The sequence below is a fragment of the Sphingorhabdus lacus genome (assembly GCF_009768975.1).
Classification (GTDB): Bacteria; Pseudomonadota; Alphaproteobacteria; order Sphingomonadales; family Sphingomonadaceae; genus Sphingorhabdus_B; species Sphingorhabdus_B lacus.
In genome coordinates this window covers 2,737,972-2,751,470 of sequence record NZ_CP035733.1, presented here as the reverse complement: position 1 = coordinate 2,751,470, position 13,499 = coordinate 2,737,972, and the positions used below count along the sequence as shown (strand labels likewise).

The window sequence follows — 13,499 nt, the reverse complement described above, 5'->3', positions numbered from 1 at the left end:
CGGACTCGTCTCGCATTAGTTATGTTATATTATATCGTTCTGATTGCAATCGAAAATTTTCGGCGGCCATGCACGCCTCTGCAGGGCTCAAGCGCTGCGGAAAGCGTTGGTGATGGGATAGCGCCGGTCGCGCCCAAAATTGCGGGTGCCGAGTTTGACGCCCGGGGGCGCCTGCCGACGCTTATATTCGGCGAGATACAGCAATCGTTCGATCCGGGTCACATCGGCCCGGTCAAAACCGCGTGCCACAACTTCATCGACCGACAAGTCCTCTTCCACCAACGCGTGCAGCATTTTGTCGAGCACCGGATATTCGGGCAGGGAATCGCTGTCTTTCTGATCAGGCCGCAGTTCTGCGCTGGGCGGTTTGGTGATGATCGATTCCGGCATGACGGGCCCGTCCGGACCGAGGCCAATGCGTGGCTTATGGCTGTTCCGCCATTTGGAAATGGCAAAGACCGTCATTTTATAGGCGTCTTTAATCGGATTATAGCCACCGGCCATATCGCCGTAGATGGTGGCATAGCCGACGCTCATCTCGCTCTTGTTCCCGGTCGTCATCAGCATGTGGCCAAATTTGTTGGACAGGGCCATCAACGTCACGCCGCGGATACGCGATTGCACATTTTCTTCCGTGATATCGACTTGGGCATCGGCAAAGCTGTCTGAAAGCATGACGTCAAAGGCATCGACCGCGGGCGAAATCGCAATGGTGTCCAGCCTGCAGCCGATCATGCGCGCGCATTGTCCGGCATCATCCAGGCTCGATTGGCTTGTGTAGCGGCTTGGCAGCATCACGCACCAGACTCGGTCAGGCCCCAAGGCATCGGCCGCAATGGCCGCGCAAATGGCGCTGTCGATGCCGCCCGACAAGCCCAATACCACGCCGGGGAAGCGGTTGGTGTCGACATAATCGCGAAGGCCCGTCACCATCGCGCTATAAATGTCGGCAGGATGGTCCTCCCAGACCGCCAGCTCACCTGCTTCACATATCCAGCCTGCACCCTTGCGGGTCCAGTGGGTAACACGCAGCTCTTCGGTCCAGTCGGGCAAACGGTGCGCGGCGATTCCATCGGCGTTGAGGATGAATGAGCTGCCGTCGAAGACGAGTTCATCCTGCCCACCGACGCGGTTCAGAAACAATAGTGGCAAACCCGTTTCGGCGACGCGGGCGGCAAAGACCTGTTCCAGCCGGCGGTCATCCTTGTCGATTTCATAGGGGCTGCCATTCACCGAAATCAGGATTTCGGCGCCCTGTTTGGCAAGATGTGTTGATACAGGCTGCAGCCAGCCATCCTCGCAAATGGGCAGGCCCAGCTTGACCCCCTTGAACTCCACAGGTTCAGGCAAGGGACCCGGCGTGAAAATGCGTTTCTCGTCAAAGGTGCCATAGTTGGGCAGCTCATGTTTGTAGCGCACGGCAGCGATGCGCCCACCGTCGAGCAGCGCGAGCCCGTTGTAGAGCGCGCCATTGTCTGCAAATATGGAGCCCACCAGCATCGCAGGTCCGCCATCCGCAGTCGCAAGAGCTAATTCGGCGAGCTGTGCCGCCGCTTTGGCAGCAAAAACGGGTTTCAGAACAAGATCTTCGGCCGGGTAACCGATAAGTTGCTGTTCCGGAAATACAATCAGGTCCGCGCCCGGCGCTTTGGCACGCCACGCCAGCATCGCCGCTGCATTGCCGGACAGGTCACCGACCCGCTGATTGATTTGCGCCATGGCGATTGTGAGCTGGTCTGTCATTGCCCCTGTCTATTGTCCACAATCTAAGGGGGCAAGCCGATTGTCAGGTTGCTTTGGTGTCGCTAGAGCGACCGGAAAACCTGCAAGGTGCTTTTCGGGGAACGCGCGCATGAAATTGATGACAGGAAACAGCAACCTGCCCTTGGCCAAGGGCATTGCCGAATATATGGGCTTGCCCCTTACCGATGCCAGTGTCCGCCGTTTTGCCGACAATGAAATTTTCGTGGAAATCCATGAGAATGTGCGCGGCGAAGATATGTTCGTGATCCAGTCGACCAGCCACCCCGCCAACGACAATCTGATGGAATTGCTCATCATGATCGATGCGTTGCGGCGCGCCTCGGCCAAGCGAATCACCGCTGTGCTACCTTATTTCGGCTATGCCCGGCAGGACCGCAAACCTGGTCCGCGCACGCCCATTTCCGCCAAGCTGGTCGCCAACCTCATCACTGAAGCTGGGGCTGACCGCGTGCTCACGGTTGACCTGCACGCCGGGCAAATTCAGGGCTTTTTCGATATTCCGACGGACAATCTCTATGGCGCACCGGTCATGAGCGCCGATATCTTGTCGCGCCATGCCGACAAGAATATCACCGTCGTTTCGCCCGACGTCGGCGGTGTGGTCCGCGCCCGCGCGCTGGCCAAGCGGTTGGAAGATGCACCGCTCGCCATCGTCGACAAGCGCCGTGAAAAGGCCGGTGTGTCTGAAGTGATGAACATCATCGGTGACGTTAAAGACCGGTTCTGCATCCTGATCGACGATATTGCCGACAGCGCGGGTACGCTTTGCAACGCTGCCGACGCGCTAAAGGCCGCAGGCGCATCGGATGTTGTCGCCTATATTACCCATGGCGTGCTTTCGGGCGAAGCGGTCAACCGCGTCAATGCGTCGTCTTTGCGCAAATTGGTGATTACCGATTCGATATTGGCCTCCGATGCCGCCAACGACAGCGAAAAAATCCGGCAGCTTCCGATCGCGCCGCTCTTGGGCGAAGCGATCAAGCGCATCGCCGATGAAAGTTCGGTCAGCTCTCTTTTCGATTGATGACGCCCGCAGATATCCTTCTTGCCAACAGGCTGGCTGATGCAGCGGGTGAGGCGATTCGGCCATTTTTCCGCTCTGGCTTTACGCATGAGGCCAAGGAAGATTCGTCTCCGGTGACGGAGGCGGACCGTGCGGCAGAGGCCGCGATAAGGCGCATATTGGATGCCGAATGCCCGCGCGATGGCATTATTGGCGAAGAATATGGGGAAAAGGCAGGGACATCCGGCCGCACTTGGGTCATCGATCCGATTGACGGCACGGTCAGCTTCATGGCGGGTAGGCCGATTTTCGGTTCGCTTCTTGCCCTGCTGGAAGAAAACTGGCCGGTGCTGGGCGTGATTGACCAGTGCATCAACCGTGAACGCTGGGTCGGCGCAACCGGCTATCCGACAACCCTGAACGGTAGTGCGGTGAAAACCAGGACCTGCCGTTCGCTGTCGGACGCGACGCTGGCCACCAGCGGACCCCAATATTTTACGCAACATGACGGGGAGCATTTCATGGCTCTCGCTGCCAAAACGGCACATAAGCGCATGCTGTTCGGTGGTGACTGCTACAATTACGCCCTCCTTGCCAGCGGCCATATCGACATCGTGGTGGAAGCTGGCTTGAAGCTGCACGATTTTGCTGCTTTAGTACCTGTAATAATAGGATCGGGTGGCATGATGAGCGATTGGTCAGGAGAACCGCTTCACGCGGATTCTAGTGGGCATGTTATCGCCGTAGGCGACCCCGCACGCTTGGAAGACGTGCTGGAGGCCGTCCAGTGCGATCATTGAAGCGCATCAACCCGGTTCATTTCATCCTGCCCGCCCATGCGCTGCGGCGCTATGTGTCGACCTATTATTTCTTTGATTTCACGAGTGATTCCGGAGAACTTGAAGATTTGCTGCACCCGGAATGGGCCAGCGTCCATTATACGGTTTCTGGATCCTCAAGAGGCAGTATTGTCGGCGAACCGCCATTGCCGACGCCTGATGTAAATATGACGGGTCCGACCGGCAAAGCCGCGCGAATCTTTTTCGAAGAACTAAAACTCATCGGTATCGGCCTTCTTCCGCTCGGCTGGTACCGACTCGTGGGTTGCCCTGCAGAGCGCTGGGCGAATAAAGTCGGCGAGTTGGAAGATGCGCCCGAATTTGCCTTATTCCAGAATATCTGGACCGAATTGAAAAGTCTGAACGATCCGCAGCAGATTGCTGCCCTGTTCGACCGGATGCTGCTCGAAAAGATCACCGTTGCCGATCCGCTGGAAATGGAGATTGAAAATATCCACGAAGCGCTGGCGAATCCCGACATCAGCAGCGTTGCCGATCTGGCGGACGTAGCCGGTATCGGCCAACAGCGTTTAGAACGTCTTTCGCGGCGGGTATTCGGCTTTCCTCCGAAACGGCTTTTAAGGCGCCAGCGGTTTTTGCGCACGTTAGGCAGTGTTATGATGGATCCGGAACTAAAATGGTCCGCCGCACTTGATGACCAATATTTCGATCAGGCCCATTTTAACCGCGATTTCCAGGAATTTATGGGCATGTCCCCCGGCCAGTATCTCGCCATGCCAAGGCCAATCAGCATTGCTGCGACTTTGGCGCGCGCCGAACATGTCGGCCATCCCTTGCAAGCTCTGCAAGGGCCAGGATTGTCCGACGACCATTAGGGTCGGGTCTCAGGTTCGAACTCTATCCCTTCTTTGCTTGCATTCGTGCCCGAATCCCGCTAGGCGCGCGCCTTCCGAATAAGCAGGCTGGCCAATAGGGCTGCCATGTCGGCTTGATACGGACTCAACAAAGGAGACCAAAATGCCCAAGCTCAAGACCAAGAGCGGTGTGAAGAAACGCTTCAAACTCACCGCAACCGGCAAGATCAAACATGGCGTCGTTGGAAAGCGGCACCGTTTGAGCAGCCATAATGCAAAATATATCCGCCAGAACCGTGGCACCAGCGTGATCTCCGATCCCGATGCCAAGACAATCAAGAAATGGGCGCCTTACGGTCTCTGAGACCGGCGATCATTTGCACGAAAGGATATAGATTATGGCACGCGTCAAACGTGGTGTGACCACCAAAGCCAAACATAAGAGAATTTTGGAACAGGCGAAAGGCTATTATGGCCGTCGCAAAAATACCATCCGCGTCGCGCGGCAGGCCGTCGAAAAGGCTGGCCAATATGCGTATCGCGACCGCAAGGTAAACAAGCGCAATTTCCGCGCGCTCTGGATTCAGCGCATCAACGCTGCTGTCCGCGCCGAAGGCATGACCTACGGCGTGTTCATGCACGGTCTGAAGCTGGCCGGTGTCGAACTGGACCGCAAGGTGCTTGCCGACCTCGCCATGAACGAAGGCGCCATGTTTAGCACCATCATCGCGCAGTCGAAGGCGGCGCTGGCGAAAGCGGCTTAAACCTCCAACTTCGAATAATGCGCAAAAGGGCGTGGGCGGCACTTGCCGTTCGCGCCCTTTTGCTTATGCAGGCGAACCGAGATGACAGACATAGCAACCTTACAAAGTGAACTGACCGCCGCCATTGAGGCCGCCGAGTCGCCCGAAGCCCTTGAAGCCGTCCGGATCGCCGCGCTCGGCAAACAAGGAAGTGTTTCCGCACTGCTGAAAACCATGGGCAGTATGTCGCCCGAAGAGCGCCAGGTTCGCGGTCCGTTGATCAATGGCCTCCGCGAAACGGTATCTGATGCGCTTACGGCAAAAAAGGCGACGCTCGACACCGCGGTTCTGAACGCCCGCCTTGCGACAGAGCGGCTGGATATGACTTTGCCTGCCCCGTCTGCGCCTCAGGGATCGGTGCATCCGGTCAGCCAGGTCATGGACGAGCTTGCCGAGATTTTCGCTGATATGGGCTTTGCCGTAGCGGAGGGTCCGGAAATCGAGGATGACTGGCACAATTTCACGGCGCTCAATATTCCGGAGACCCATCCCGCGCGCGCCATGCACGACACATTCTATTTTCCCGCAGGCGCAGATGGAACGGCTAAGCTGCTGCGTACGCACACATCCCCTGTGCAAATCCGCACCATGACGTCACAGGAACCACCGATCCGGATCATCGCACCGGGGCGCGTCTACCGCAGCGATAGTGACGCGACGCACACCCCGATGTTCCACCAGATTGAAGGGCTCGTCATCGACAAGGGCATCCATCTCGGGCATCTAAAATGGACGCTGGAAACTTTCCTCAAGGCCTTTTTCGAACGTGATGATCTGACCATTCGTCTACGGCCAAGCTATTTCCCCTTCACCGAGCCTTCGGCCGAAGTGGATGTCAGTTTCTCACTGGAAAATGGCAAGCGCATCCTAGGCGGGACTGGGGGATGGATGGAGCTGCTGGGCTCCGGCATGGTCCATCCCAAGGTGATTTCGGCCTGTGGGCTTGATCCGGACATTTACCAAGGCTTCGCCTTCGGGGTCGGTGTCGACCGCCTGGCAATGTTGAAATATGGCATGGACGACCTTCGCGCATTCTTTGACGGTGATCTGCGTTGGCTGAAGCATTATGGCTTTGCTGCATTGGATGTTCCAACTCTGAGCGGAGGAGTATCGGCATGAAATTCTCGCTGAGCTGGCTCAAAGATCATCTGGATACCGACGCCGACGCCCAAGGCGTTGCCGATGCATTGAATCGCATCGGCCATGAGGTCGAAAGTATCGATAATCCCGCCGAGAAACTGTCGGCATTCCGTATCGCACGCGTCCTGACCGCTGCCCCGCATCCGCAAGCGGACAAATTGCAGGTGCTTTCGGTCGACGCCGGTGGCGAACCGCTTCAGGTAGTCTGCGGCGCGCCTAATGCTCGGGCAGGCATGCTGGGGGTTTTTGGTCCCGCCGGCGCGGTCGTGCCTGCCAATGGCATGGTCTTGAAAGTTGCGGCCATACGCGGTGTGGAATCCAACGGCATGATGTGCTCCATCGCGGAACTGGAGCTGGGCGATGATCATGACGGTATCATCGAGTTAGCCGAAGATGCTCCGGTAGGTCAGGTATATGCTCAATGGGCAGGCCTAGATGATCCCGTAATTGATGTCAGCATCACGCCCAACCGGCAAGATTGCATGGGCGTGCGCGGAATTGCCCGCGATCTGGCCGCGGCAGGCCTTGGCAAGCTGCGTCCGCTACACGACGTGTATCGCATGGACTCGCTCGCGCCGATATCGGGCGAAGGTCCTGCACCCGACATTGCCACGCACGATCCAGAAGGCTGCCCCGCCTTTTACGCGCAAGCTGTTTCGGGCGTGACCAACGGGCCTGCTCCGCAGTGGATGCGCGACAAGTTGCACGCCATTGGTCAGAAACCGATTTCGGTCCTCGTCGACATCACCAACTTTATCTCGATCGATCTGGGCCGCCCGTTGCACGTCTATGATCGTGCAAAACTAAACGGTCCCCTTGTCGCGCGAAAAGCGACTGACGGGGAAGAGGTGCTAGCGTTAAATGGCAAGACCTATACGCTGGATAGCAGCATGACCGTGATTGCCGATGACGGCATGGTCCACGATATTGGTGGAGTCATGGGAGGCGAGCATTCGGGCGTGTCCGAAAGCACCACTGATGTTCTGATCGAATGCGCCTATTTCACCCCCGAACATATCGCCCGTACCGGGCAGAAGCTTACCCTGACTAGCGATGCCCGTCAGCGGTTTGAGCGTGGAGTCGATCCGGAATTTCTGGATGATGGCCTCGCCATCGCTACCAAATTGGTGATCGACCACTGCGGGGGCCTGCCCAGTGCGATTACGCGCGCCGGCTCGCCACCAGTTGCGCCGCGCAACATTTCCTACGACCCCGGTCACTGCCTTCGGCTCGGCGGCGTTGATGTTCCAGCAAATGAACAGCGTAACATTCTGGAAAGACTCGGCTTTTCACTGACGCCAGAGTGGCAGGTCACGCCACCTAGCTGGCGCCGCGACGTCGAAGGCTCGGCAGACATTGTCGAAGAAGTGGTCCGCATGGTTGGGCTGGACAATGTTCCCTCCACTCCACTGCCCCGGGCCGAAGGTGTGGCGAAGCCGACCGCGACCGCCATGCAAAAGATTGAGCGCAAGGTTCGCCGGACCGCCGCAGCGCGTGGTTTGAACGAAGCCATCAACTGGTCGTTCCTTCCCGAAAAGGAAGCGAACGCCTTTGGTGGTGGCCATTGGTCGCTCGCCAATCCGATCAGCGAAGATATGAAGGTCATGCGGCCGTCATTGCTGCCTGGGCTGTTATCCGCTGCGCAGCGGAACATGAATCGAGGCGCTTCGTCCGTCCGGCTTTTCGAAATCGGCCGTCGCTATTTGGCGGAAAGCGAACATTTGACCGCTGCCTTTGTCCTCGCCGGGGAAAAAGCGCAACGCAACTGGGCCAGTGGCAAGGCAACGCGGTTTGATGCCTATGATACCAAGGGCGAGGTCCTCGCTTTGCTGGCCGCGGCTGGCGTGGCTACCGAAGGCTTGATGCTCATGGGCGAAGCCGGGGCACATTATCACCCCGGCCAATCGGCAACTCTGCGCATGGGGCCAAAGAATATTCTGGCCGCATTTGGTACGTTGCATCCGGTGACGGCCAAGGCTTTCGACCTTGACGGTCCGGTTGTTGCGGCCGAGATTTTTCTCGATGCCATCCCGCACAAGAAAAGTGCAACTTTCATGCGAACCGCCTACACGCCACCTGCATTGCAAGCGGTGACCCGTGATTTTGCCTTCCTCGTGCCAGCCGATATGCCCGCTGGCGATCTGGCCCGTTCTATCAAAGGTGCCGATAAACAGAATATTGTCGATGTCCGTTTGTTCGACCAGTTCAGTGGACAGGGCGTCCCGGAAGGCCAGAAATCATTGGCATTCGAAGTGACGCTGCAGCCGGTTGAAAAGAGCTACAGCGACGAAGATTTGAAAGCGATTTCCGACAGGATTATCGCCGCAGCGTCCAAGCAGGGTGCGCAGTTAAGAGGCTAAAGAAAAAGGCCGGAGCATCACTGCCCCGGCCTTTTTTATTTTCCGTTGATCGGGCGAGGTTAGAATTTCAAACCAGCCGTCAAAAATACCTGACGCGGGTTGCCATAAAATGCGGTCAACGTTCCTTCTCTACCCAAAGAGGCAATCGGCAGGCCATTGACGCCAAGCGTCGGAACGCCCGTTGTCGCATTGCCGGCAATAAAGCTGTATCCCGAAGTCTTATACTGCTTGTCGGTCAGATTCTTACCGTGGATGCCGATACTCCATTTATCATCAGGCGACGTGTAGACGATGCTAGCGTCGAGCAACGCATAACCCGACTGGTCGATATAGGGATTGGGGATCTCGAACTGGTTGGTGCTGCTGCGATAGGACAGAGTTGTTCCGAGATTCAACCGCCCTGCACCAACAGGTGTCATATAAGCTAGGGTCGCACTTGCGGTCCAATCCGGGGTGTTCTGGATTTGGCGGAATTGGGCGACATCAGTCGGTACGTTCGCAATGTTGGTGATATATTCGTCGAACTTGGCATCGATATAGCCGACTGCGCCGAGCAGATTGAACCGGTCACCATCGGTAGCAAAATTTTCACCAAGCCGTGCGTTGAATTCCAGTTCGACGCCCTTGAACGTTGCCTTGCCCGCATTTGATGTCACACCACAGAACGACGGCAAGCCACCGACGATGCAGGCAACCGAACCGGGGATCTGGACATCGGTATAATCTGCATAAAAACCGGCCAAGGCAAAGGTCAGGCCGCCATCGAACAGATTGCCCTTATAACCAACTTCATAGCTGTCGACGCTTTCAGGACGGAAGCTGAGGAATGCGGCAACTTCGTCATTTTCGCCCCGGATGCCATTTCCATTGAGATCGGGAGCATTTGCACCAACACCACGGGGGTCGAAGCCACCGCCTTTGAAGCCTTGGCTATAGCTGGCGTAGATGTTGTGCTCGGGGGTCGGCTTGAAGCTGACCGACACGCGCGGCGTGAACTTGTTGAAGCTGCGCTTCCCACTGAAGTTCGTGCTGGCCGCCCCGAATGGTACGCCTGCGCCGCCAAAGAATGGCGACCCGCCACCCAGATAATTCTGGCGCAGGATATTCGCGGTGCGCGTATCCCATGTGTAGCGGCCGCCGACCGACAGGCTGAGCTGGTCGGAAAAGTCATAGGTGAAATCACCGAACACGGCGTAGGTTTCCGTATCCACCGCAGCATTTGTAAACGCCGTCAATCCGTTCAGTGTCGTAAACAGACGGACGTCGAACAGTGTATCGGCGGTCGCGTCGAGATAGTAGGCGCCGATCATACCGTTCAGCGGGCCCGCATCGACGAGCAACTGCACCTCCTGGCTGATCTGTTCGTTGAAATAGCCACCCGGTACGTCGACGTCGACAGCGGGAAGCGCGTCGAAATCGATCGGGGTAAAGGTATCGTCCTTGCGCCAGGCGCTGATCGAACGAAGGGTCAAACTTTCGGACAGATCGACCGAAATATTCATCGCGAGACCGTACGCCTTGATATCCTGCTTCGGATCGACGAGGCCGCCACGGGTGTCATAGACATCGTCCAAGACGGGTGCACCGGACAATAAGCCAGGGATCAGGCGATGGCCGCCGCGCGGGTCGCTCTTGTCCCGGCTATAGTCGCCGCTGATACGGACCGACACAGGCGCGCCATAGCCGCCCAGTTCGATGGTGCCGCGGGCTGCCCAGACATCCTTGTTGTAATTTTCAAGGCCCGTGGTCAGATTGTCACCAAAGCCGCCCCGCGACAGGCGAGCGAAGCTGCCGCCAACGCGCACGATATCGCCAATGGGTGCAGAAGCTGTGATCACGCCGTCTGCCTGACCGTAGGTCCCGACGGTTCCGCGCACCGCAAAAGACACCTCTTGGGGAAGCCGCTTGGTAACATATTTTACCGCGCCACCGATGGTGTTGCGTCCATAAAGCGTGCCTTGCGGGCCACGCAGAACTTCGATGCGTTCCACGTCGTAAATATCGAGAACGGCCGCCTGCGGACGGTTTAGATAGACATCGTCAAGATAGATACCGACACCGGGTTCAAAACCGGACACCGGATCCTGCTGCCCAATGCCACGAATGAACGCAGACAAAGTCGAGTTGCTGCCGCGCGACGTTTCAAGTGTGGTGTTTGGCGTGATGTTGCCGATATCGGTCAGGTCGAGTGCGCCACGCATTTCAAGGGCTTCACCGGAAAAGGCGCTGACGGCGATCGGCACATCCTGAAGACTTTCTTCGCGGCGACGGGCGGTCACGATGATTTCATCACCTCCTGATTCGGCTTCATCAGCAGCATTCTGCGCTAACACAGGCGCGGCTACCAAAAGGCCAGGTGCAGCAATGCCAGCCAGCAAAGCGGCGCGAACGAAAGAGATTTTAGGGGATTTCATATGTCACTCTCCTGCAGAAAAGCGGGTCTTTACCCGTTCTGGAAATGGGCTATAGTGAAAGTTGAACCATGTTTCAACTTGAAGTGAGAGGAAAGCTGGAGAATGCCCGCAGAACGTGGCATATCAGCAACAATGACGCCCGCTGGCAAAACCCCCCGCACCGAACGTGGGCGCAAAACCTTGCGTCTGCTGCTCGATGCCGCTGCGGCTGAATTCGGGGAAAAGGGTTTTCACGAAAGTTCGGTAGTCAGCATTACGCAGCGCGCAGGGGTCGCTCTGGGAAGCTTTTATACCTATTTCGATTCGAAAGATTCGCTGTTTCAAGCGCTGGTCCGCGACATGTCGGCACAGGTGCGCAATACTGTCGGTCCCGTCATGGCTGCGGAACCGGACCGCCTCGATGGCGAACGCAAGGGCTTGGCAGAGTTCTTGCGCTTTGTGCGCCGGCACAAGGAATTATACCGGATCATCGACGAAGCCGAGTTTGTCGATCCCCCAAGCTACCGGGCGCATTATGAAAACACGGTTGCGGGCTATGTTGCCAGCCTTAAAGTCGCCGCCGAAAAGGGCCAGGTCCGTTCCGACGTCGAAGAAGTGCACGCATGGGCCATTGTCGGCATGAACGTGTTTCTAGGCCTACGCTATGGCGTCATGGGGGAGGACCGCGACGCCAACGAGGTGGCCCAGATTGCCGCCGACTTCCTGACCCATGGATTGAAACGGTAAAGCAGTCCCCCAATCCACTCGGTTACCGGTTCCAATTGCGGCCAAATCCCTCTAAGCGGCGCGCATGACGCTGAACCGCCGCACCTTTGCTATCATTTCCCACCCCGACGCCGGTAAAACGACGCTGACCGAAAAGCTGTTGCTGCAAGGCGGCGCCATTCATCTCGCCGGAGAGGTCAAGGCACGCGGGCAGGCCCGACGTGCACGTTCGGACTGGATGAAGATCGAACAGCAACGCGGCATCTCGGTCACCTCCTCGGTCATGACATTCCAGAAGGACGGCATTGTCTTCAACCTTCTCGACACGCCGGGGCATGAGGATTTTTCCGAAGATACCTATCGCACGCTGACCGCCGTCGATTCGGCGATCATGGTGATTGATGCCGCGAAGGGGATCGAACCGCAGACCCGCAAATTATTCGAAGTGTGTCGCTTGCGTTCGGTGCCCATCATTACATTTGTAAACAAGGTCGACCGCGAAGGCCGCGCGGCATTCGAAACCATCGACGAAGTTGCCGACGCACTCGCGCTGGACGTATGCCCGATGAACTGGCCTGTCGGCATGGGCGGCGAATTTGAAGGGCTCTATGATTTCACGAGCGGACGACTGAGCCAGCCATCGGGCGACAGCAAAGCTTTTGAGGGCAAGGTCAGCACCCACAGCAGCCTTGACGCCACAAGTCTTGACGATGTTTTGACGGCAGCAGGTGCTGCGCGCCTACGCGAAGAGGCCGAGCTCGCACAGGCAGGCTATTCCGAATTCGACCTGACCGCGTTCCGGAACGGTGATTTGACCCCGGTCTATTTCGGATCCGCGCTGAAGGAATTCGGCGTTGTCGAGCTGATCACTGCCATTGCCGCATACGCACCGCCGCCGCGTCCACAGCCTAGTTCGAAAGGGGAAATCGACCCTTCGGCCAAGGAAGTGACGGGGTTCATTTTTAAAGTGCAGGCGAATATGGACCCGCAGCACCGCGACCGTATCGCGTTCATGCGGCTCTGCTCAGGAACTTTCAAGCGCGGTATGAAACTGACCCCTTCGGGTCTGGGTAAGCCGGTTGCCATCCACTCCCCCATCCTGTTTTTCGCGCAGGACAGGGAAATCGCCGACAGCGCGGAACCCGGCGATATCATAGGTATTCCGAACCATGGCACCTTGCGTGTTGGCGACACATTGTCCGAACGGAACGATGTGCGATTCACAGGCTTGCCTAACTTCGCGCCGGAAATCCTTCGCCGCGTCGTGCTGCGGGACCCCACAAAAACCAAGCAACTGCGCAAAGCCCTCGATGATTTAAGTGAAGAGGGTGTCATTCAGGTTTTCTATCCCGAAGTCGGCTCCAACTGGGTCATAGGTGTAGTCGGGCAATTGCAGCTTGATGTTCTCATTTCCCGACTGGAAGCGGAATATAAGGTCGATGCCTTTTTGGAGGCCGCACCCTATGACACGGCCCGCTGGCTCGTCGGTTCGGACAGCGCGCTTGCGCAATTTGCGTCCTTCAACGGCGGCAATATGGCGAAGGATCGCGACGGCCACCCTGTCTTCATGGCGCGATCGGCATGGGACGTCGGTTACCAGCAGGAAAAGCACCCCGACCTGAAATTTAGCGCGACAAAAGAACGGTAATTCCAGCC

General features: G+C 57.4%; 11 protein-coding genes. 9 read left to right on the top strand and 2 right to left on the bottom strand.

The features are described 5' to 3' along the window. Positions 1 to 87: 87 nt before the first annotated feature. Positions 88 to 1,743 carry an NAD+ synthase gene (locus EUU25_RS12985; RefSeq protein WP_158901610.1) on the bottom strand — a complete coding sequence of 552 codons (1,656 nt, stop codon included), beginning with the start codon at positions 1,741 to 1,743 and terminating at the stop codon, positions 88 to 90. Between the two features lie 109 nt (positions 1,744 to 1,852). Here EUU25_RS12985 and EUU25_RS12980 point away from each other — a divergent pair, with 109 nt between their 5' ends. From EUU25_RS12980 to pheT, 7 genes are all read left to right on the top strand, one after another. Continuing rightward, on the top strand, positions 1,853 to 2,788 hold the full coding sequence (locus tag EUU25_RS12980) for a ribose-phosphate pyrophosphokinase (protein ID WP_158901608.1): 936 nt from the start codon (positions 1,853 to 1,855) through the stop codon (positions 2,786 to 2,788). After that, positions 2,788 to 3,567: an inositol monophosphatase family protein gene (locus EUU25_RS12975; protein ID WP_158901606.1), complete on the top strand. Its 780-nt coding sequence runs from the start codon at positions 2,788 to 2,790 to the stop codon at positions 3,565 to 3,567. The genes EUU25_RS12980 and EUU25_RS12975 overlap by 1 nt, the downstream gene beginning before the upstream one ends. Continuing rightward, on the top strand, positions 3,555 to 4,442 hold the full coding sequence (locus EUU25_RS12970) for a helix-turn-helix domain-containing protein (RefSeq protein WP_158901604.1): 888 nt from the start codon (positions 3,555 to 3,557) through the stop codon (positions 4,440 to 4,442). The genes EUU25_RS12975 and EUU25_RS12970 overlap by 13 nt, the downstream gene beginning before the upstream one ends. 142 nt (positions 4,443 to 4,584) lie before the next feature. Then, a complete protein-coding gene (gene rpmI / locus EUU25_RS12965; protein ID WP_143777146.1) occupies positions 4,585 to 4,785 on the top strand; it encodes a 50S ribosomal protein L35 in 201 nt (66 codons plus the stop codon). 34 nt (positions 4,786 to 4,819) lie between these two features. After that, entirely contained in the window at positions 4,820 to 5,185 is a 366-nt protein-coding gene (gene rplT / locus EUU25_RS12960; protein WP_158901602.1) for a 50S ribosomal protein L20, read from the top strand. Positions 5,186 to 5,266: 81 nt separating this feature from the next. After that, positions 5,267 to 6,343, top strand: a complete 1,077-nt coding sequence (pheS, locus tag EUU25_RS12955) for a phenylalanine--tRNA ligase subunit alpha (protein WP_158901599.1) — start codon at positions 5,267 to 5,269, stop codon at positions 6,341 to 6,343. Next, positions 6,340 to 8,724, top strand: a complete 2,385-nt coding sequence (gene pheT, locus EUU25_RS12950) for a phenylalanine--tRNA ligase subunit beta (RefSeq protein WP_158901597.1) — start codon at positions 6,340 to 6,342, stop codon at positions 8,722 to 8,724. Before pheS ends, pheT begins: the two co-directional genes overlap by 4 nt. A gap of 59 nt (positions 8,725 to 8,783) precedes the next feature. Here the strand turns inward: pheT and EUU25_RS12945 are convergent, their stop codons facing one another. Continuing rightward, on the bottom strand, positions 8,784 to 11,138 hold the full coding sequence (locus tag EUU25_RS12945) for a TonB-dependent receptor (protein WP_158901595.1): 2,355 nt from the start codon (positions 11,136 to 11,138) through the stop codon (positions 8,784 to 8,786). A 102-nt stretch (positions 11,139 to 11,240) separates the two neighbouring features. On the opposite strand from EUU25_RS12945, the gene EUU25_RS12940 reads away from it, so the two are divergent. Both EUU25_RS12940 and EUU25_RS12935 read left to right on the top strand, forming a co-directional pair. After that, positions 11,241 to 11,864: a TetR/AcrR family transcriptional regulator gene (locus tag EUU25_RS12940; protein WP_246162730.1), complete on the top strand. Its 624-nt coding sequence runs from the start codon at positions 11,241 to 11,243 to the stop codon at positions 11,862 to 11,864. A 64-nt stretch (positions 11,865 to 11,928) separates the two neighbouring features. After that, the gene (locus EUU25_RS12935) at positions 11,929 to 13,491 is read left to right on the top strand and encodes a peptide chain release factor 3 (protein ID WP_158901593.1); all 1,563 of its coding nucleotides are present in this window, start codon (positions 11,929 to 11,931) and stop codon (positions 13,489 to 13,491) included. The last annotated feature ends 8 nt before the right edge of the window (positions 13,492 to 13,499 follow it).

Bases quoted from the DNA above. Each gene is read 5' to 3' on its own strand.
- EUU25_RS12985 (WP_158901610.1), bottom strand. From the start codon at position 1,743: ATGACAGACCAGCTCACAATCGCCATGGCGCAAATCAATCAGCGGGTC.
- EUU25_RS12980 (WP_158901608.1), top strand. From the start codon at position 1,853: ATGAAATTGATGACAGGAAACAGCAACCTGCCCTTGGCCAAGGGCATT.
- EUU25_RS12975 (WP_158901606.1), top strand. From the start codon at position 2,788: ATGACGCCCGCAGATATCCTTCTTGCCAACAGGCTGGCTGATGCAGCG.
- rpmI (WP_143777146.1), top strand. From the start codon at position 4,585: ATGCCCAAGCTCAAGACCAAGAGCGGTGTGAAGAAACGCTTCAAACTC.
- rplT (WP_158901602.1), top strand. From the start codon at position 4,820: ATGGCACGCGTCAAACGTGGTGTGACCACCAAAGCCAAACATAAGAGA.
- pheS (WP_158901599.1), top strand. From the start codon at position 5,267: ATGACAGACATAGCAACCTTACAAAGTGAACTGACCGCCGCCATTGAG.
- pheT (WP_158901597.1), top strand. From the start codon at position 6,340: ATGAAATTCTCGCTGAGCTGGCTCAAAGATCATCTGGATACCGACGCC.
- EUU25_RS12945 (WP_158901595.1), bottom strand. From the start codon at position 11,138: ATGAAATCCCCTAAAATCTCTTTCGTTCGCGCCGCTTTGCTGGCTGGC.
- EUU25_RS12940 (WP_246162730.1), top strand. From the start codon at position 11,241: ATGCCCGCAGAACGTGGCATATCAGCAACAATGACGCCCGCTGGCAAA.
- EUU25_RS12935 (WP_158901593.1), top strand. From the start codon at position 11,929: ATGACGCTGAACCGCCGCACCTTTGCTATCATTTCCCACCCCGACGCC.